General features: G+C 57.2%; 17 protein-coding genes, 1 tRNA gene and 1 pseudogene. 7 read left to right on the top strand and 12 right to left on the bottom strand.

What is annotated here, in order from left to right:
* Positions 1-49: 49 nt before the first annotated feature.
* The 3 genes from HKX41_05115 to HKX41_05125 form a co-directional block, all read right to left on the bottom strand.
* Complete coding sequence (locus HKX41_05115; GenBank protein ID NNC23536.1) at positions 50-847, bottom strand: carbon-nitrogen hydrolase; 798 nt, start codon at positions 845-847, stop codon at positions 50-52.
* A 92-nt stretch (positions 848-939) separates the two neighbouring features.
* Positions 940-1,016 (bottom strand) — tRNA-Arg (locus tag HKX41_05120).
* 200 nt (positions 1,017-1,216) lie between these two features.
* Entirely contained in the window at positions 1,217-2,929 is a 1,713-nt protein-coding gene (locus tag HKX41_05125) for an ABC transporter ATP-binding protein (GenBank protein ID NNC23537.1), read from the bottom strand.
* A 102-nt stretch (positions 2,930-3,031) separates the two neighbouring features.
* Here HKX41_05125 and HKX41_05130 point away from each other — a divergent pair, with 102 nt between their 5' ends.
* The 5 genes from HKX41_05130 to HKX41_05150 all read left to right on the top strand — a co-directional run bounded on the left by HKX41_05130 (position 3,032) and on the right by HKX41_05150 (position 8,231).
* Positions 3,032-4,048 (top strand): glycosyltransferase family 2 protein, encoded by a 1,017-nt coding sequence (locus HKX41_05130; GenBank protein ID NNC23538.1) that lies wholly within the window; start codon positions 3,032-3,034, stop codon positions 4,046-4,048.
* 89 nt (positions 4,049-4,137) lie between these two features.
* On the top strand, positions 4,138-4,899 hold the full coding sequence (locus tag HKX41_05135) for a sulfotransferase family 2 domain-containing protein (protein ID NNC23539.1): 762 nt from the start codon (positions 4,138-4,140) through the stop codon (positions 4,897-4,899).
* Positions 4,900-5,171: 272 nt separating this feature from the next.
* Positions 5,172-6,407, top strand: coding sequence for a glycosyltransferase (locus HKX41_05140; GenBank protein NNC23540.1), 1,236 nt, complete (start codon positions 5,172-5,174; stop codon positions 6,405-6,407).
* A gap of 163 nt (positions 6,408-6,570) precedes the next feature.
* On the top strand, positions 6,571-7,086 hold the full coding sequence (locus tag HKX41_05145; GenBank protein NNC23541.1) for a sulfotransferase family 2 domain-containing protein: 516 nt from the start codon (positions 6,571-6,573) through the stop codon (positions 7,084-7,086).
* Complete coding sequence (locus HKX41_05150) at positions 7,083-8,231, top strand: HNH endonuclease (GenBank protein NNC23542.1); 1,149 nt, start codon at positions 7,083-7,085, stop codon at positions 8,229-8,231. The genes HKX41_05145 and HKX41_05150 overlap by 4 nt, the downstream gene beginning before the upstream one ends.
* 140 nt (positions 8,232-8,371) lie before the next feature.
* Here HKX41_05150 and HKX41_05155 read toward each other — a convergent pair whose 3' ends face one another.
* A complete protein-coding gene (locus HKX41_05155) occupies positions 8,372-9,376 on the bottom strand; it encodes an alpha/beta hydrolase (GenBank protein ID NNC23543.1) in 1,005 nt (334 codons plus the stop codon).
* Positions 9,377-9,560: 184 nt separating this feature from the next.
* Between HKX41_05155 and HKX41_05160 the strand changes: the two genes are divergently transcribed.
* Positions 9,561-10,580, top strand: a complete 1,020-nt coding sequence (locus tag HKX41_05160; protein NNC23544.1) for an SMP-30/gluconolactonase/LRE family protein — start codon at positions 9,561-9,563, stop codon at positions 10,578-10,580.
* 116 nt (positions 10,581-10,696) lie between these two features.
* On the opposite strand, the gene HKX41_05165 is transcribed toward HKX41_05160, so the two are convergent.
* Complete coding sequence (locus HKX41_05165; protein ID NNC23545.1) at positions 10,697-11,317, bottom strand: DUF1949 domain-containing protein; 621 nt, start codon at positions 11,315-11,317, stop codon at positions 10,697-10,699.
* Positions 11,317-11,445: pseudogene (locus HKX41_05170) on the bottom strand (peptidase). The gene HKX41_05165 and the pseudogene HKX41_05170 overlap by 1 nt, the downstream one beginning before the upstream one ends.
* Positions 11,446-11,538: 93 nt before the next feature.
* Here HKX41_05170 and HKX41_05175 point away from each other — a divergent pair.
* Entirely contained in the window at positions 11,539-12,378 is an 840-nt protein-coding gene (locus HKX41_05175; GenBank protein ID NNC23546.1) for an alpha/beta fold hydrolase, read from the top strand.
* Between the two features lie 175 nt (positions 12,379-12,553).
* On the opposite strand, the gene HKX41_05180 is transcribed toward HKX41_05175, so the two are convergent.
* The 6 genes from HKX41_05180 to HKX41_05205 form a co-directional block, all read right to left on the bottom strand.
* The gene (locus HKX41_05180; GenBank protein NNC23547.1) at positions 12,554-12,706 is read right to left on the bottom strand and encodes a metallothionein; all 153 of its coding nucleotides are present in this window, start codon (positions 12,704-12,706) and stop codon (positions 12,554-12,556) included.
* A gap of 235 nt (positions 12,707-12,941) precedes the next feature.
* Positions 12,942-13,448 carry a hypothetical protein gene (locus HKX41_05185; GenBank protein NNC23548.1) on the bottom strand — a complete coding sequence of 169 codons (507 nt, stop codon included), beginning with the start codon at positions 13,446-13,448 and terminating at the stop codon, positions 12,942-12,944.
* Positions 13,449-13,656: 208 nt separating this feature from the next.
* Positions 13,657-15,192, bottom strand: a complete 1,536-nt coding sequence (locus HKX41_05190) for a carbohydrate porin (protein NNC23549.1) — start codon at positions 15,190-15,192, stop codon at positions 13,657-13,659.
* 397 nt (positions 15,193-15,589) lie between these two features.
* Positions 15,590-15,814, bottom strand: a complete 225-nt coding sequence (locus HKX41_05195; protein NNC23550.1) for a hypothetical protein — start codon at positions 15,812-15,814, stop codon at positions 15,590-15,592.
* 113 nt (positions 15,815-15,927) lie between these two features.
* A complete protein-coding gene (treA, locus tag HKX41_05200) occupies positions 15,928-17,592 on the bottom strand; it encodes an alpha,alpha-trehalase TreA (protein NNC23551.1) in 1,665 nt (554 codons plus the stop codon).
* Between the two features lie 42 nt (positions 17,593-17,634).
* Entirely contained in the window at positions 17,635-20,232 is a 2,598-nt protein-coding gene (locus HKX41_05205; protein ID NNC23552.1) for a glycoside hydrolase family 3 protein, read from the bottom strand.
* Positions 20,233-20,547 lie beyond the last annotated feature (315 nt).

Below are 20,547 nucleotides of genomic sequence, written 5' to 3' on the forward strand. Positions count from 1 at the left end.
TGTTCCCAAACAGTGCGGCCAGCGTTCCAGGATCGCTCGCATTTGGCGATCAAGCATCCGTATGTATCGGCGGAACAGCGCGACGCAACGCCAGATAGTCCGGGCGAGTCTCGGTTTCTACTGCTAACGACACATCGGCGAGCGCGAGTGCTTCGGCGTGGGGCGAACTGGTCACGCGCACCCGCCCCGCTGTGTCCACGTAACAACTATCGCCAGTAAACAGGAAGGCCTCACCTTGGCCCACTTGATTGACATAAATATGCGGTCGTCGATTTTCCAACGCCCGAGCTTGTGCAAACAGACGATGGTCGGGGCCAAACGGGCGCATATTGGCCGAAATGCTAACCAGAAGCTCCGCGCTCTCGGCGGCGAGCGCCCGGCTTATCTCGGGAAATTCGATATCGAAACAAATCATGAGACCGATGCGCACGCCGGCCAGCTCGACCACCTCGAGCGTTTCGCCGGGCGTAAAAGCGTCGGCCTCATCACCGAATAGCTGAGTCTTGCGGTAGCAGCCAGCAATGCGTCCATCACGATCGATCGCCAGCGCACTATTGGCGATATGTCCATTATCGCAATGTTCTGCGATACCAATCACCAAGGCCGTATCGTATTTGGCTGCCACGTCACGCAGGCGATTGACACGCTCACCGTCGAGCGCCTCAGCCAACGTGTCGACGCGAGCGATGGTGTATCCAGGGAGGAAAAGCTCCGGCCAGACCACCAGGTCGGCTTCGGTCTGTTCGGCGAGCGTCGTTTCGACGGTTGCCAGATTGGTATCCGGGTCGGCGACAACCGGGCATTGCTGAGCCAACGCGACCTGCATATCTGCCGTATTGCGCGTCAATTAACCAGGCCAATTATTATTGTTCATACATCGTAAACACGCGATATCGTAAGCACGCAAACCGCGTTTGACGGCACTCGGCGGCAACAGTGTGGCGGGGCTAGCAGGATTCGAACCTGCGACCTACGGCTTAGGAGGCCGTCGCTCTATCCGGCTGAGCTATAGCCCCACGGTGCTAATTGTAACTACGTGCTACCCCGATGCCGCATACCATTGGCTGATGGTGCGTGTTTGCTCCAGTCTCGGCAAGGCGACTGCACCTGCAGTTCGAATACACGCTCACGACTTCATACCATTGTCGCTGCAGTGCCGGTTGCGATGTGCGTGGAGACTGGAGTGCCTTAGCGATGATCACGCCAGCGAGTGCAATCACGTGACCACTAATTGATCGGCTTCCGCCAACGTCGCCCGACCGCCGTCGATGTAGTAAATGCGGTCAGCCATTTTCGTGAACGTCGGTTGGTGCGAAATCGACAAAATGGTGTACTCACTCCCCAACTCGCGTAGCGTGGCGCTGACCGAGGCCTCCGTCTCCGGATCCAGTGCGCTAGTCGCCTCATCCAGAATCAGCAACTTGGGCTCATGGGCCAGCGCCCGGGCGATGACGATACGCTGACGCTGACCGCCGGAAAATCGGCCGCCGTGTTCGCCGACGTCTGTATAAACCCCGTCCGGCAAACGCGAGACGAAATCCCAAGCGCCGGATTTTTTCAGCGCCCAGACCGCGTTCATCTCACTAATCTCGGGGTTGCCGACAGTCACATTGGCTAAAATTGTGTCGTGCAACAGCGTGGTGTCTTGCGGCACATAGCCAATCATCGATCGCCAGGCGCGGATATCCATATCGTCGATCGGCACGCCGTCGATCGTGATGCGGCCGCGCTCGGTCCGCAGCAGGCCGATAATTAAATCCACCAGCGTCGTCTTGCCCGCGCCTGAAGGGCCGACAACAGCAACCGCTCCGCCAGCCGGGATCGTCAGGTTTATATCGCTTAAAACTGCATGGTTTTCGTAACTAAACGATACGCCTGACAGTTCAATACCAGTTTCAAGCGTTGGCGAAGTGCCCCCGAAGGCCTCTTCTTCAGCCCTGGAAGCTTCGGTGATCGACGCCTCCATGGACCAATAGAACGACTCCGAAACAGCCATTTTCTGATAACGCTGCTGCACCTTCGACAGTTTGGTAAGCATCCGTGCGAGCACAACGACCAGCACCATCACTTCCGGTAACTTCAAATCCCAGAGAACGAGCGCAGCAACAACACCGGCCACCATGACCAGCCCGATCAGGAATTCCTGAATTTGTCTGAGCGCTTCCTTGCTCAATACTTGCTTGCGAAGCGCCTTATTTAAGCGGTTGGTCTGGCGCTGGATAAGCGCGTCCATTTCAGATTCGCGCGCCATCGACTTCAGCGGCTTGAGCGAAGCCAGCGAATCGGTAAGCAATGTGAGCAGCGACTGAAACATTCGCTGCTGTTTCGAGCCGGCCTTGCGCGAAATCTTGACGAACACGCGCATCGACATAAAGATCACGCTACCGGCCACGAGTGCCAATATCGCGGCCCGCCAATTCACGAGCATGGCGACACACAAAAAGATCACCGACTGCGACAGCATATCGGCGACCTTCGCCCCATTCTCAAAAGCCGACGCACTGCGGGTCGCTTCGGTCGACACGGTATTCGCCAGCCCGCCAGAACGCTGCCGTAGAAAATACAGCCAGCGCGAATTCGACAGCGCACGTAAAAATCGCAGACGCAGATCGGTCGCGATCATCGCCACGGTGTAACCAACCTGACGATAGGCGAGCAGCGATAGGACTGTTTTGACCAACAGCCCGACGACGATCAACGTCACTAGCACGCTAAGCGTCGGGGTCAAATCAAAAAATTCGAGCACGCTCGCGACCGTATCGGCCGCCCCACTGTCGCCCATATCGCCCGAAGTGCCTCGAGCCATCGACAACAGCGGCAACATGGTCGTCAATGTCAGGCCTTCGCCAAAGCCCGCGACAACCACACACACCCAGACGATGAAACACTGCGCCGGATACTGACGAATAAAGGATTTGAGAACGCCCACTCACGCGCTCCGAGTCTGAAATATGATGGGATAATAGCAGTGGCCAGGCCGCTGCTTGGGCCGCCGATACGCCTCAACATGAGCACACTACGCTAGCCGCCTATGCCAAAAGTTACGGTCGTCATCCCCATGTTCAATCGTGAGACGCTGATCGCCGACGCGATCGACAGCGTCCTGGCACAGACGTATAGCGATTTCGAACTCGTCATTGTCGATGACGCCTCCACCGACAATAGTTGTGAGCGCGTGCGCTCGTATACCGACAGCCGCATCCGTCTCGTCCATAACGAGGTCAATAGAGGCCTACCAGCCTCCCGCAACCATGGGATTGCCGAAGCACGCGGCGACTACACCGCGTTTCTAGATAGTGACGACCGAGCCACGCATGATCGGCTGGCAAAACAAGTCGCATTTCTGGACGCCCATCCCGACCACGCCGCGGTCAGCGCATGGATGCGCTGGATTGACGAAGCTGGGAACAACACCGGCAAGACCAAGCGCAAAGCCGGCAACTGGCGACAAATACAAGCCGAAATGCTGTTTCGCTCACCCATTGAGGTGTCAGCGGCCATGGGCCGCACCGACATTCTTCGCGCCTATCCCCAGCGGGAAGAATTCATACGCGGCGAAGATTATGACCTGTGGTCACGCATCGCGGCCAATTACAAACTTGCCACCCTTCCGCACATCCTGCTTGAACGGCGCAAACACACGGGGCAATCCACGATCAGTAAGGCCGACCCCGAAATCAAGCGTGGACGGCTACAAGTATTTGCCGAACAGCTCGATGCCATGGGAATTGAGTATAGCGACACCGATCTCGAAAACCATTATCTGTTACGCCGCATGCACAAGGCTGGTTTCTGGCCCGACCGCGCATTCATCGACTGGACAAAGCACTGGATCACACGTCTACAACGCACCAATTGCCACCGCACTCGCTACCCCGAGCCAGAATTTTCCAGGGTTCTAGCTCTGTTCTGGATAAAAACCTGCGCGCGCGGATTAACCAGCGCCGGACCATACGTATTGACCCAGCTTTTCAGCTTACCGGTTATTACGCACGCACCACGCGGTCTAGCAGCTGAAATCCGAACGAGACTTCGTTTGACGTCGTGATACATATCAAAATCAAAAATCGTCACTACCCCGATTAAATGTTTTTTATTACGAATCGAAATATGTAAGTTTCGACGCACACATTAGGTATGAAAAAAGTACTCAAAGAGACAAAAGCCGCATTCGACGAACACCGACTAGCGTTCGACTTTACTATTGAAACAATCCGAGCTGCACCGACTATTGTTCAAAAAAATAAAAATAAATCAAAGCAAATACAAGAAAACTGGTTTCCTGGAATCAACGCTGTCTTTGTGCACATACCCAAAACCGCCGGTACAACAACGCATTCACTCCTATCTGAAGCCGAGCACGCATCAGCTAAATCACGCTTGCCAGATGCAGGCACAAAAACACCTAATAAACATGCGACAGCATTGGACTGGCAACGAGCATTAGGCGAAGAAGCCTGGCAGAGCTTATTCTCTTTCTGTTTTGTCCGAAACCCGTGGGACCTTATGGTTTCGAGTTATCTCTGGTGGTGTCAACACGCAACCAAGTTCAAAAGCAGAAGACGTGCTGCGCTACAAATAAGAAAAAAGAGTTTCGATCACTTCATACATTCCGATTACGGTCGCTTTTATCTTAATGAAATCCACGGACCATCCCTCTCGGCGTGGTATAGCGATGGCGCGCGTGACCTGGTCGATTATATCGGGCGTTTCGAAACTTACGAATCAGACATGCGCCATATTCTCGACCGACTCGGCGTCGAGCATGGGAAATTACCAATCAAGCAAGAAAACAGCACAGCGCGTTCGGCTTATCGTGACTATTATTCACAATCCGGGCGCGATATTGTCGCAAATCGATTCGCAGACATTATAAAGCGGTTTGATTATAAATTCTGATTTCTTACTAAATCTATAAAATGCAGCATATAGACTAAATAGACCTCTATAATTACAGCTGCTGTAGATAACTAGCGCTCCTGCCGTGAATGCAGGATTCGGGGACAGGGATTCGGGGACAGTATACTAAATTTAACGTCTGGCGCTGGAAACGGCGGGATAAATAGATCAGCATACTGCTCCCCGACCATAAACGCAGAACTTCGAATGAATTGATTACAATACCAATACGCGTCATGAACTCGACGTCTCCCATTAATTAAGATCAGTCAATGACCGAAACTGTCGCACCCAAAACGCGCATTGCGCTTTATACAACAAACCTTAAGGGCGGTGGCGCCGAATGGTGCCTGCTCGTACTCGCTGGGGCGCTGGCCGACCGCGGCTATCACGTTGACTTGCTGGTTGATTACAACAAAGGGGATTACACGAGCCAAATCCCCGACGGCGTCAATGTATACGAACTACCGAAGGCAACCTGGATACACGGCACGTTTACGCTAATCCGCGCCTGTCGTGGTGATCGAATCCCGATGCTCCGGCACCTGTCGACTTCTCTCAAGGGCTTGCAAAAATCTCGTGTCTTCCCGGCGTTGCGTGACTATGTCAAACGTGAAGCGCCCATCGCGATTATTTGCAGCCTTGGTTACACACCGTTTTTGAGTGTATGGGCAGCACGCGACACGAGCTCCGGTATACGCGTTATCGCCCGAGAAGCAAACACGTTTTCGGAACAACTAGCGGAAGAACACCTGCCATGGCTACGGCGCCGCCGCCGCCGCCAACTTTTACAACTCAAATCAAGGCTTTACCCGAAAATGGATGCCATCGTTTCGGTTTCGAGCGGCGTCGGCGATGACCTGGCACAGGTACTGGGCCTCGAACGGCAAACCATAACGACAATATACAACCCAGTTGTGTCAGAGCGGTTGCATGCGCGGCGAGCCGAGGGGGTTGAGCACCCGTGGCTGGCGCCGGGCGAACCCCCCATAGTGCTCGCCGTCGGGCGACTGAACCCTGTAAAGGGTTACACGACTTTGATCAGCGCTTTCGCGCTCGTTCGGCAAACGATCGACGCGAAACTGATCATCTTAGGTGAAGGCAGCGAACGCAGCACACTCGAAGACCACGTCCAGCGCCTCAACCTGCAATCCAGCGTTGATTTGCCCGGCCGCGCGCGCAATCCTTTTGCTTTTATGGCGCGAAGCTCGGTATTCGCGCTGTCGTCCCTTTACGAAGGCCTCCCCGCTGTCCTAATCGAGGCTATGGCCTGTCAATGCCCCGTCGTCGCTACCGATTGCCCAAGTGGACCGCGTGAAATTCTGGAAGACGGGCGGCTCGGCCTCCTTACACCCGTCGGCGACACACAAAAGCTTGCCGAGTCCATTATTCAAACGCTACGCACTTCACCAGAAACCGAATCACTGGAGCACCACGCGGCACAATTTTCGGTGGCGGCTAGCACGGACGCATACGAAGCGCTTATCCTTGGACGCGAGGATATATAACGAGAATATCCACTTCGCGAAACGTACCTCAACTGGACCAGCAGTAGAGGCCTTTACGTCGCTGCCCGTATGACCGCAAGGCCTTGAAGCCATACGCAGTCACAAGCGCCATTTCAGAATTACCGTAATTACTATATAACCAAAAACGGCCGGAGCATTAGTGATGCCTAACGATCCATTTTTTTGGCTTCATATTAAAAAATCGGCAGGCTCAAGGATACGGACTTTATTACAACCCCACTATGTGGAAGTTGATCGCGCCCAAAAGCCTATAACATTCATCCAGGCAAACCCCGAGCAGTACAATGATATCCTCAACAATTACCGTGTGGTTCTAGGTGACCACCAGTTCAAAAGATGCTTATTCGCGAAGAAATACCTCTACCCGCATAATTGGGACAACATCTATTCGTTTGCGTTTTCGCGCGAACCAGTAGATAGATGCGTCAGTATGTTCCACTATTTATACTGGCGAAAGCCCCACGTAGCAGAGATCCCTCGCGCACTCAATAAATTAATGCGCGGGAGAACGCGGAAGCTTGAGCTCAATGCATCATTCGCTTTTGATGGGACAGGTATCCGGGACAGTATACTAAATTTAACGTCTGGCGCTGGAAACAGCGGGACAAATAGATCAGTATACTGCCCCCGATCATCCAAAATGGAGTTCACCTTGTGAGCAGTGATCTATTATCCCAATGTTTGCTGTGTGAAAAAGTGATTTCCACAGAAACAGATTCTCGTGAGCACCTGATCCCCAACTCTATTGGTGGGAGAAAGAAAGTCTCAGGCTTCCTGTGTGCGGACTGCAACTCAAAATCTGGCGACAACTGGGAGTCCGCACTTGCGCGGCAAATGAATCCGTTGAGTCTGTTTTTTCGCATTAACAGGGAGCGCGGTAATGCACCCCCTCAGACGTTTCAAACCTCCAGCGGAGATAAGTTGAAACTCAATGCTGATGGATCGTTGGAATTGCCAGATCCTATTTTAAACGAGCAGAAGAATGGAAGCAGCGTAGAGATAAAAATTTCTGCCAGAAATATGACTGAAGCAAAACAAATGCTGAAAGGTGTCGCTAGCAAGAGATATCCTCAACTCGATGTCGATCAGCTGCTTGAGAAAGTTCAGGCGAAAACCAGATATTCTCAGGATCCAATTAAATTCGACTTATCCTTCGGTGGTTTATGCGCAGGGCGCTCAATTGTCAAAACAGCGCTTGCATTGCTCTCTACAACTGATGTGAGCTTGAGAGACTGTGAGCATGCTATTAAATTTCTTAAGGAAGAAGAATCTGAGCCGTGTTTTGGGTATTACTACGAAAAGGATTTAGTGCTTGGAAGGCCCGCTGGAGTTCCGATTCATATTGTCCATGTCAATGGCGATCCGGATAGCAACCTCATTCGTGGCTACGTCGAATACTTCGGTGTAATGCGGGTTGTCATGTGTTTGTCGAGCAGCTATTCAGGGAGTGGATTCTCGGCAACGTATTCGATTGATCCAACCAAAGGTGAGGAGCTGGATCTCGATGTTGACCTAGATCTGACGTTGACTGACATACGGAAGGCATATGACTATGAGAAGTGGGATGGCAACGCCGTACAGGAGGCTATGGGGGCAGTTATAGGTCCTACACTGGAAATTCAATATAAAGAAGAAAGAGAGAGAGTTATAGAGGAGGCGGTTCGGTATGCATTAACCAACTGCGGAGCAAAAGAGGGTGAAACAACAACCGAAGAGCAAAGTAACCGTCTGGTGGGCCTCCTATGGGAAAAATTGGAACCATGGGTATCAAGCCAACTCATTGGCCGGCAGAGACGTGATTAGGCATAACAAGTTGCTGCACGCGGATAAATTAGGATCCGGGGACAGTATACTAAATTCAACGTTCGGCACTGGAAACGGCGGCGAAAAATAAATCAATATACTGTCCTTCGATCCCAAACGACGGGCCACGGCCTGACACGTTATTCCCGGGGTTTCAGTGCCTCCAGCAGCTTCTGCTGGAAGCGTTCGGGCGCTTCGATGTGCGGCAGGTGGCCGAGGCCGTCGAACTCGATTAGCCCGGCATCGGGGATGCGCTCGGCCGCGCGGCGGCTCAGCTCGGGGTAACGGCCGAGCGTGGCGCGCAGCTCGTCGGAGACCAGATCCTTGCCGAGTGCGGTGCGATCGCGCTGGCCGATCATCAAGGTGGTGGGCACCTCGACCTTGTCGAATTCGTGCACGACGGGCTGGGTGTAGACCATGTCGTAGGTCATGGCCTGGGCCCAGGCCACCCGCTCGACGTCCTCGCCCGCGTACATGCCGGCCAGCATCTTCGCCCAGCGTGCGTAGGCGGGGTTCCAGTCGCCGAAGTAGTAGCTTTCCTTCTGGTAGGCCTTGATGGCTTCGTAGTCCTTGTTCAACTCGCGCTGGTACCAGGCCGGCACGCCGCGATAGGGCACGCCCTTGGCCTTCCAGTCCTCCAGCCCGATGGGATTGACCAGCACCAGGCGGTGGATGAAATCCGGATACATGAGTGCGAAGCGCACCGCCAGCATGCCACCCATGGAGTGGCCGAGAACTACCGGCTGCGCCACGTCCAGGCGGCTAAGCAACGCCCGGGTGTTGGCGGCGAGTTGGTGGAAGCTGTAGCTGTAGGCCGCCGGCTTGTCGGACTTGCAGAAGCCGATCTGGTCCGGCGCGATCACGCGGTAGCCGGCCTCGGTGAGCGCGTCGATGGTGGCTTTCCAGTAGGCGCCGCAGAAGTTCTTGCCGTGCAGCAGCACGACGGTGCGGCCGTTGGCATTCTCGGGTCGGACGTCCATGTAAGCCATGGAAACCGACCCCCTGGGCGTCTCCAGTGAGGTTCTTTCAACCTCGAAGGGATACTCGAACCGCTGCAGATCCGGCCCCAGCGCGGGCGTTTCCTCAGCGATGGCCGTACCGGCCGTGATCAGCATGACAAGCAGCAGGCAGAAGGTACGCAACATGACGGGCTGTTCGGTGGAAGATCCTGGGACAGTATATCGAAATCCTTTGAATCACGATGTTGGAATAATCGTCGATAAATCCGGGGACAGTATATTAAATTCAACGTTCGACATTGGGAACGGCAGTGAAACTAAGTCAATATACTGTCCCCGGTCCTCACAACAATGACTAAGGGACTCACGCATGACACTGGAACGACGCCAATTTCTCACCGCTTCCATAGCGCTCGGGGCGGCCGTGGCCGCGCCGAAGCTGCTGGCCAGCAACGCGGCGCCATCGCGTTACCCGGACGACGCCTGGCAGGTCATCGACGAGCGCTTCGAGCGCTACATGCTGTTCAACACGCCTCTGGAGCGCCAATGGACCGGCGGCCTGTGGCTCGAGGGGCCGGCCTGGAACGCCGTGGGTCGCTATGCCGTTTTCAGCGACATCCCCCGAGCCCGGCAGATGTGCTGGGACGAAACGACCGGCGAGGTCTCGGTACTGCGACACAAGGTCGGCTATTCGAACGGTCACACCTTCGATAATCGGGGGCGCCTGATCGCCTGCGAGCATTCCCCCGCCCGCGTGGTCCGCTACGACTGGGATGGGGGCATGAGCGTGCTGGCGGCACACTATGACGGCAAGCCGCTCAATGCCCCCAACGATGTCGTCGCCCTGGACAACGGGGGCCTGATCTTCACCGACCCGGGCTACGGCGCCCATGTTGACTATGAGGGGCAACGTCGCGAGCTACAACTAGACACAGCGGTCTATTACTGGGAAGGCGGCATGGAGGAGCCCAAGGTGTTGACCACAGAGCTCTACAAGCCCAACGGCGTCGCCCTCGGGCCGGACGGTCGCAGCCTGTACATCACCGATACCGCACCCTCCCACTACCCGGACCAGCCGGGCACCATCACGCGTTTCACCCTGGACGAGGACGGCAAGGCCTTGCAGGACGCGCAGCGACTCGTCGAAAGCCGGGAAGAAGGGCACGACGGCCTGACCTGCGACGCGGATGGCAATCTCTGGGTGGGGACCTCCGGCGGTGAAGGCATCGACGGCGTCAGTGTCTTCACTCCGGATGGCACCTTGATCGGACGCATCCTGCTTCCCGAGGTCTGCGCCAATGTCTGCTTCACGGGAGAAGATCGCAATCGCTTGCTGATGACCGCGAGCCAGTCGATCTACACCCTCTACACCGCCACTCGCGGCGCCTGAGGACACGCCGACGTCAGCGCTGCCGGCGTGGCTTTTCATTATCGGGGATCCGGGAACAGCATGCTAAATTCAACGTTCGGAACTGGAAACGGCGGCACCTAACACTAGGCAAGCGCCTAGGAAGGCTCAATCAGCGTCATACGCCCCTTGAGCCGAGCATTGAGGGAACCGAAGTCACGCTCGACGTCGCTCGGCCAGCCGAGGGTCAGTGTCACACCATCGGTCTGGTAGTCGGCGTGCTCGACCGGGATGTCGTGTTCTCCGCACCAGGCTCGGGCCTCGGCCTCGCCGGCGAAGTCGACCTTCAGGTTCAAGGGCAAACGTTCGACGACTTCGCGTCTGGGCAGAGTGTCGAGGGCCTCACTAACTGCTTGGGCGTAGGCGCGTGCCAGGCCGCCCGTGCCGAGCTTGATGCCGCCGAAATAGCGGATGACCACGCAGCCGACCCGCCCTAGCCCAGCGCCCTCCAGAACTTGAAACATGGGCCGGCCGGCAGTGCCGCCTGGCTCACCATCGTCGGAGAAGCCAATGGCGTTCTGTTCGCCGGGCGGGCCGGCGATGAAGGCGCTACAGTGATGGCTGGCGCCGCCGTGGGCGCGACGCGCTTCGGCCAGCAGCATGTCGAAGGCGGTTGCGTCCGGCGTATGTGCAATCCAGGTGATAAAACGGCTGCGCTCGATCTCCAGCTCGGTTTCGCGCCAAGCGCCCTTGGCGAGATCGGGAACGGCGTAGCGCATCAAGCAGCCAGGTCCAGCTGACGCACGATGCTTTTCATCAGGCTCAGCACCTGAATATCAATGTTGCGCAGATAGATGGGCGCTATCTCTTCGTTGGCCGGCTGCAATCACACGCCGATCTTCAAGACCTAGGGACAATATACTAGATTCAACGTGTGGCACTGGAAACGGCGGCGACAAACAGATCAGTATACTGACCCACTCCGAGGAGGCCACACATCATGATGGAACACGATTTCATCACCCTAAGTGACCGCGAACTCCATGTGCGGGTCTGGAACCGGTCCGCCGACAAGACGCTGGTCTGTTGGCACGGCTTGGCGCGTAACGGCGCCGATTTCGAACCGCTCGCGGATGCCCTGGCAAAGCAGGGATGGCGGGTCCTGGCGCCGGACACCATCGGTCGGGGCTGGTCCCAGTGGGCGGAGCGACCACGTGAAGAGTATCAATTCGAAACGTATAGCGCGCTGGCACTGGGGCTGTTGGAACACTACCGGGTCGATCGTCTGCATTGGCTAGGCACCAGCATGGGTGGCTTGCTAGGCATGATGCTGACCAGCGGTCCGCTTGCCGGCCGGATTGAACGCTTGATCCTCAACGACATCGGCCCGGCCATACCGACTGCCGCGTTGCGCCGCATTACCAACTATGTGCGCAAAACGCCGGCCTTCGACACCTTGTCCGCATTCGAAGAGCGCATCCGAACCCTCTATGCGCCGCTCGGCGAACGTGACGACGCCGGTTGGCATGCCATGGCGATGGCGTGCAGCCGACGCTTACCGGACGGGCGGTTCGTAACGCACTACGATCCGGAAATCGTCGGCCAATTCAGCGAATCGGTGCCGCCATTGGACCTTTGGAGCCTGTTTGACGCCATCGACTGTCCATTGATGCTGTTGCACGGAGCCCAATCGGATGTATTGACCGCCGACATCGTCGAGCAGATGCGCAAACGTAAGCCGCAGATGCATGCCCTGACCTTTAATGAATGCGGCCATGCGCCCGGCCTGCACCTTCAATCCCACATCGACCCGGTTGCGGCGTTTCTAAACGCGGGCTGAACAGTCTCGCAACCCTATGCTCGGGAGAAATCGGATAAATAGATCAATATACCGTCCCAGATTTACCCGCCCCCGGATTTACCCACACAGTCTCAATACAGCTCTGAGCGAGGCACTCTATTAATGCGGGAGCTCGAAAACAAGCACGGAGGCCTTTGCAGGCCTCCTCAGCAATTTAGCCGCATGCGCAGTCGTGACCACAATCCTTCGAGCCGTCGGCATGGCCTGTAACACAGACTTCAGAACAGTACAGTTTTCCGTCCTTCTCAAGGGATTGGCTATCGACGGAGCATTTGCAGGCGGGGCAAGCACACTTTTCCTGAGCCATCATCTTTCCTCCTAGTAGATTGGCACTATGAACCTTAGATGCCCGCCCCGATGTTATGTGATTGCATTATGAGGTTGTATGACCAACCGGATAAATCCGGGGACAGTATATTCAATTCAAAATGGATACGGGGGATGATGGCGATAAGTAGATCAGTATACTGTCCCGGTACCCTGACGGATTCTCGGTTGCGGTGCTGGCTCTAATAACCGCATCAACCGACTCGGCGGCCGCCTCATTCGAGATCGCGGTCAATCGCGTGGATGCGCCAATGCCGCGCCTGCTCGCTACATCCCGGCACATCGTTGCAGCGCTTCAACGTCATCGTTCCAGGGTGCGAGAACGATTCGCCCCGACGCTTGCCCGACACCTGGATCGGGACCTCGGCGTACAGCGTTCCTGCGGCGCCTTCCGTACGGGCATCGCCCGTCGTCTCTCCATCGAATGCCTGATAGGCGAGCATGGATTTCTCGAAGAGGTCGCGCCCGCCCTCGCGAGTCGAACTCGTCGGCGCCCACATCTCATAAGCCCGATCGAAATCTCCAGCCTCGAGCCGACGGAAGTAACGTTGGGCGACCGACACCGGGTCATGTGCCGTGTTGTCGGCACGGCCACCGCTCGCGGCGGTTTCTTCCGGCTGTCGCTCCGACGTTATCGGCCCAGTGGCACAGGCGACGAGCGATCCGCATAGGAGGAGCGACAAACAAGCCAGCCGCATTGTTTGCCGGGCGGGATGGTACATCGTCGTCTCCTGTCGCTTCGAAACCCGGGAACAGTATACTCAATTCAACATTAGATACTGGCCCTCGATCCCGCCGCTGATCCTCTTCCTGCTGACGCTGTAGGCCGGGCTTTCCCAGCGGCAGCGATCGGAGACCAGGACGAAAAACGCCCGCGACTCTCGAGCCGCGGGCAAATATCGAAACAGGGCTCGGTCAGGCGAAGTGGGGTCAGAACCAGATCTCGCTCTGCACCCCGAAGGCCCACTCGCCGCCGGTGAAGCCGGTACTACCGAAGGCGTCGTCCGCCGAGTAGTCGTTGAGCTCTTCGTCCCAATCACTCCAGGAGGCGAACAGCCGGATCTCCGGACGCTTCCAGAAGCCTCCCACCTCGGGCTTGAAGGTCGGCGCAATGGCCAGCTTGGTGTAACCCCCTTCCACGGCGTTATTGCCACCATAGCCTTCCGGAGAGATGTCCATCCACTGGTAGCTGCCTTCATACTGCATCTCGAAGTTTTCGGTCAGTTCGTTGGCCAGTCGAACATTGAACGTTGCCCAGTCGTACTGGTCGCCCTCGACGTAACGGTCTTCGCTGGTTTCGGCCAGAATCGCCGGCGCCACACGCCACCTGGGCGCCATGTAGGTGGTGCCATAAAGGCCCAGGCGTGTCGCGGTGGCATCCTCGCTCAAGTCGCCATTGGAACCAATGCTCTTGATCTCGGCACCCAGCCCCCGACCATGCATCACCGCCACCTTGAAGCTGCCGTCATTCAGGCCGAAGAAGCTGTCGCCATGGTAAGCCACCATCGTGTGTACGCCGTTATCCGCGGCGCTGATGTTGCCTTCGGTCCGACGCTCATCGTTGTCGGTGGCATTCATGCCGCTGAGCATCCACTGCCAGTTACCGAAGTAGTTATTGGAGGTGAGAATCAGATTGTCGGTACTGCCGGAATCCTCGGCCGGATTATGGCTATCGACCGGGAAATCGCTGAAGCTGCGACCATAGACGGAAAGGTTCGATTTCCAGTTGTCGGCAAACTGCATGTCATAGATGCCGCCGCCAGTACCGGTCAGGAAAATGAAGTCGCTATCGAGCCAGTGAATATCGAAGTTGTCACGGTCGAAGCGCTTCCCCGCCCAGATGGAGGCGTTTTCGAAGGCACCGGTAAAGCTCGGCAGGTCACTGAACTCGGCATAGACCTGGCGCACATTGAGATTCGATTCATCAGATGTCCAGTCATTACTGGTGGTGACGCCATCGGCGATCATGGTGGTGTACTTCGCCTTGGCACCATTATCGAAGCGCATCTTGTAGCTGAAAGCCGCCTCGGCGTAGGTATCCGGCTCGTTGCCGAGACGCCCCACGGCACCGCCTTGCGAGCCAGCCGGCGTCAGGTAGGGGCTTCCCTCGGTGCTCTTGCCATCCTCACCGATCAGCAAGCCTGAGCGTGCATAGGCGTTGACGGAAAAGCCTTCTTCACCATTGGCATGGCGCTCCACCTTGGCAAGGCGCGACTCGATGTCCTGACCGACAGGCCGAGAGTCGTCGGCCTGTTCCCGGGCCATTTCCCGTTCAGCCTTTTCGGCGCGCCTTTCCGCGGCGGCGGCACGCTGCTCGGCGGCCTCGATCCGTTGCTCCAGTTCGGCCAGACGCGCCTCGAGCTCACTGTCCACTTGAGCGTTCGCCAGCGAGCTGGCCGCCATGGCAGCGGCGGCAACCGCCAGGACAAAAGGGGACTTACGCAGGCGTTGGGTCGCCAATCTCATCTCATTCAAAGCCTTTGTTGTTATTGTTGTCACGGGAAGAGATCCGCCGGCGAGCCTGTCGCGCACCCCATGCCAGGGAAGACGCATCAGCGGCACACCGATATTAATCAATTAAGAATATCCCCATTGTGGTCAGTTCCTAAATACCACCTATGTCTAACCACCTTGCCAATTTCTCTATAAAAATAATTATTTTCAAATAGTTATATTCATATCCCCGGATAATCAAATAAGCTACAGGAGTTATCCTCTGCTGGCAGCAAGGGAGCTTCTACAGCAATTCATCCGGGAGCAGGTTCATAGACATCAAGCTGCATAAGCAAGCGACGACGACACCGAAGATTCGTGCCGAGATCCAGGCAGCGCCCGCCAGTGTCAGTGATAGTGAATTGGCCCGTCAGTATGGCGTGTCCGGCTCGACCATCCGCCGTTGACGCTCCGAGGCGATGTCCATGATCGACCCCACACGCGCCACAACCTGCTGACCACGCTCCCCCCCGAGCAGGAGGAAGTGCTGATCGCCGTTCGCGAGTTTCTTCGGCTCGGCCTCGATGATCTGCTGATCGTGGCCCGCGAGTTCCTGGGTAGATTCAACGTTGGCTATGGGAAACGATGGCGACAAATAAGTCGGTGCACTGTCATCGGTCCACCTCGCCCCTCCTAGACCCCACTCGCCGGTACGCTGGCCGGCCGTAACTATCTGTTGACTGGCCGGTTAATCACACAGCGGCTTAGCTAGTTCGGACGCTGGGACGGAACATCGTCACAGGGTTTTTCCGTACCGCACAGCTCATCCAGCATCCTCAGCGTGACGCCATTGGTCCAGCCGAAGCCATCCTGCGACGGATACTCACCGCCGCCGCCGGCCCCCTGGCCCGTTACGTCATATTTCTCCACCAACTTCTGCTTAGCGTTGTAGGTGTTCTGCACGTTGCTCAGGAAACGCCAGCGGATCTCCCCCGCCAGGTCATCCTGACCGTAGTGCTTCAGCCCTTCGACGGCCACCCACTGCAACGGCGCCCAACCGTTTGGCGCGTCCCACTGCTGCCCGGAGTTGACCTCGGTGGTCAGCAGACCGCCCTCTTTCAGTAGGTGGCTGCGCACAGCGTCACCCGCCTCCGCGGCCCGCTCCTGGCTGGCGGCCTGTACGTAGAGAGGGAACAATGCAGCGGCGGTTAGCTGACTGCGCACTCGGTGGTGTTGCAGATCGTAGTCGGCGTACCAGCCATTCTTGTTATTCCACATGTGCTTCTCAATGCCGCGCTGGCGCTGGCTGGCCAGATCCGCGTAGCGCTTCGCGCCTTCGGCATCACCGGCTGCCTGACTGGCGCGGGCCAGTGTCTTCTCAAGGTGATACATCAGCGCATTAAGATCCACCGGGACGATGCTGGTAGTGCGGATGGTGGAGAGCTTTTGGGGATCGTCCATCCAACGCGAGCTGAAGTCCCAGCCGGAGGCGGCGGTGGCCCGCAGATCGCGATAAATCTGCGCCGCTTTCCGCTCCGGATTGTTCTTGGCGGTGGTGACATCAGCCAGCCACGATTCAGGCCGCGGTGTATCTTTATCGTCCCAGTAGCGGTTCAGCAGCGTGCCATCGTGCAGCTTCACCACCCGCCCGTTGGCATCGCCCCTGGCGAGCTTTTCACTGCCCGCCATCCAGTACTGATATTCCTTCTTCAACTGGGGCAGGTATTGAGTTAGCGCCTCGCCATTATCATGGCTGGCCAAAAGCTCCACCATCATGGCAAAGAAGGGAGGCTGGGAACGGCTCAGATAGTAGCTGCGGTTGCCGTTGGGAATGTGGCCCCAGGTATCGATCTCATAAGCGAAGTTAGCCACCATATCCTGGACTTTCCCCCAGTGGCCGCTTTCGGCCAGCCCCAGCATCGTGAAGTAGCTGTCCCAGTAATAGACTTCGCGAAAACGACCGCCAGGCACCACGTAAGGCTCAGGCAGCGTCAGCAGGGAGTCCCACTCGCCGGAGCTTTTCCCGGTACGGGTCAGAAATGGCCACAAGCTGTCGATATGTTCGCGCAGACTCTGGCCAGCAGAAGGCACATATTTTTCGCCTTCTTTAGGCAGGATAAAGTGCACTTCCACGAAGTGGCGTAGATCAAAACCGGACTGATTACGCTGCCTATGGTAGTCCGCGAGGATCTTAGATGGATTGCTGCGCGGTACCGCGTCGACGAAGGTCTTCTGATCGGGAAAGATTTCCGCGCTCTGTACGGCTGTGAATAGCGGGCCCAGCAGCGCGTCCGGTGACTGCGGCGCTGGCCCGGCCGACACGGCCTCTTCGGCGGCAATGGCCTGAGGCACCAAAGAGATAACGGCACTGCCCAGCATCAGCTGGATGGCTAATAACAAGGGCCGCGGGCGGCGCAAATCAGATTTTGTCATGCATTATTTTCCTTATTCTTCTGCCCCGGACCCACTTTCGGACTAATGGCAGCTCAGCGTCGCGTCAGCGGCTCGATGCTTTTCCAAGCTAACTTCCGTAAAGGCCAGTGTGAGTTCACCTTCCGTCAGCACCGAAAACGGCTGAAGCACCTGGGTAATGAATTCGCCGATGGGCTGACTGACCCCGAAGTTGGCACCGGCTGTCGGGAAGCAGCTCAGATCTACGCTCAGAGTTTGCCACCCCTGGCCCTCGGCCTCGCGCAGTTGCTGAGTTAGATCGATGTCGGAGGCACAGTAGGAGCCGCAGCCGAAACGCAGCCAGGCGGTATCAGTGGGCGCCCGGTCCACTTTCAGATCAACGATCAAAGCGGCATCGTCCGCCAGGTAGTCGGTCCAGTCCTGACGTTTCGGCGCAAATAGCGCTACTTGCCCCGCCCCTTCACCGTTCCAGGTGACCTGCCGGGCGTCCCACTGCTCGTTCCGATCCACCGCCTTGATCTGCACGGTGGATACAGCGACGGTGTTGCTGGTCATGGTCTTACGATCATTTTGCGCACCGATGATTTCCAATCCCCAGATGCCCAGCGGGCGACGCTTGAATAGCTCCAGTTTGTCCTCGGTTTCGGCCACCTGAAGCCCCGTTTCGGGCAACGACTCGGCCAGCGGGTCTTCCTCGCCGTAGGCGAGCCCGTAGCCAAAAGGAAACAGCGGGTCATAGCCCTCTTCGCCAACATTCAGCGGCGTCTGGTCCGGACGCTCGGGCCAGCTAAAGGGCAGTTCGCCGGTCATGGGATAGTGCACATCGCCGTCGTTGTCCCGGAAGATCACATCAGCGATGCCGCCGCCCTCGGAACCCGGCAGCCAGGTGACCACAAAGGCATCGGAGGCGTTAAGCTCACGGTTCACCCAGAGTGGGCGGCCAGTAATAAACAGGGACACCACGGGGATGCCCTCGCTCTGCAGCCGTTTGAGCAACTCCAGGTCGCTCGTGTCTTTGGGAGAGTAGGCCAGATTGCTCCGGTCCCCTTGCACTTCGGCATAAGGGGACTCGCCAAAGACCACGATGGCCACGTCCGGCTTCTGTTCGTATTCACCATCGACCCTGAGCACCGCCTCGCCGCCACCGGCGGTCACCGCCGCGTCAACACCAGCGAAAATAGAGGTGGCGCCGGGGAAGTCGCTGTTGACGTTACCGGTGCCCTGCCAGGTCACCGACCAGCCGCCGGACTGCTTAGCGATGCTATCGGCACCGTCGCCAGCGACTAGCACACGCTGGTTCCGGTTTAGGGGCAGTAACTGGTTTTGGTTCTTCAGCATAACCAGCGATTCGCGCACCGCCTGCCGGGCCACGGCCCGGTGCTCGGCAGAGCCCAACACGGCAGTGTCACCGGCCAGCTCCCGTTCAGAAGGAACGCCTTTTTCAAACAGGCCCGCGCGCAGCTTTACGCGCAGAATCCGGCGCACGGCGTCGTCAATACGAGCCCGACTGATCGTGCCGTCGCGCACCTGCTTAAGGGTGTTGCGATACAGTTCTTTCCATTCCGGCCCCGGCGCCATGAACATATCCAGCCCGGCATTGACAGCCTTGGGGCAGCTGGCGGACGAACATCCCTGCACATAACCGTGGCCGTTCCAATCGCCCACCACAAAACCATCGAAGCCCATTTGCTGTTTGAGCACATCGGTCAGCAGGTATTCGTGCCCGTGCATACGCTGGCCCTGCCAGCTGCTGTAGGAAGCCATGACCACCTGCACACCGGATTCAATCGCACTGAAGTAGCCCGCCCCGTGAATATCTCGCAAGGCCTTTTCATCGCTCAGAGTGTCACCCCGGTCGACCCCCCGGTCAGTACCACCGTCGCCGATATAGTGTTTGGCAGTGGCGATGACGTGGTGCTCGGACAAAAAGTCCTCCGCGCCGGGGTCACCCTGCAAACCCTCGATCATGGGCCCAGCGTAGCCTTTCACGACCTCGGGATTCTCCGACCAGGATTCATAGGCACGTCCCCAGCGGTCATCGCGCGCCACGGCCACAGTGGGAGAGAAATCCCAATCCAGGCCAGTCACTGCGATTTCCCGGGCGGTAACCTCACCGATTTTCTTCAGCAGCTTAGAGTTGCGGGTGGCTCCCAGACCAATGTTGTGGGGGAAGAGCGTCGCGCCTACAACATTGCCCAAACCATGCACCGCATCGGTCCCCCACATGATGGGAACCCCGGTGCGACCATCGCTTTTATCCACCGAAGCCCGGTAATAGGCATCTGCCAGGTCCACCCAGTCCTGAACCGAGGCATGCTTGTTGTTGCCCGGGGTAGTACCGCCGCCATTGAGCACGGAACCGAGGTGGTACTCACGCACATCCGACGGAGTTGCCGTTTTGATTTCCGGCTGAATCATCTGCCCGATTTTTTCCTCCAGCGTCATTTGCGCCAGCAAATCGTCGATGCGTGCCTCCAGCTCCGGATCCCGCGGGATCGGACTTTCCAGCGTGGGCCAAGACACCGTATCGGAAGAGGAAGCCGCCGAACGATCGCCGGACGACTGGGCGGAGCCGGAAGCACAGGCGACCAAGCCCGCCACGGCTAGCGTCAGAAGCTCTCGTCGAAAACCTGAAAAACAGAACGCCGAAGAACCGGACATAGTATTGACCTTTTTTCGGCACACTTAACCCCCTCCCAACGTTCCTGTCAACGGGACCAGCCCATGGGCAACAAAGCTGCTCACCTAGGAACGAACACCCCGCTTCAGAGTGTCATTGATCCGCATCTGTCAACGGCATCCACCCTCGCCGACGTACAGCGAGCACGTACATATCAAGCCGAACCCGCTTAGCCCGCGGTGGCCGCGAATCAGATAGCGTCGACGCCAGTTCAACCCCCTAGCCTAGGCGTTAACGGTCACGACGTGATCAGACCATCCGGCCTCGCCAATTTCGCGACGATTATCGACACAACC

It is taken from the genome of Salifodinibacter halophilus, assembly GCA_012999515.1.
Taxonomy (GTDB): Bacteria; Pseudomonadota; Gammaproteobacteria; order Nevskiales; family Salinisphaeraceae; genus Salifodinibacter; species Salifodinibacter halophilus.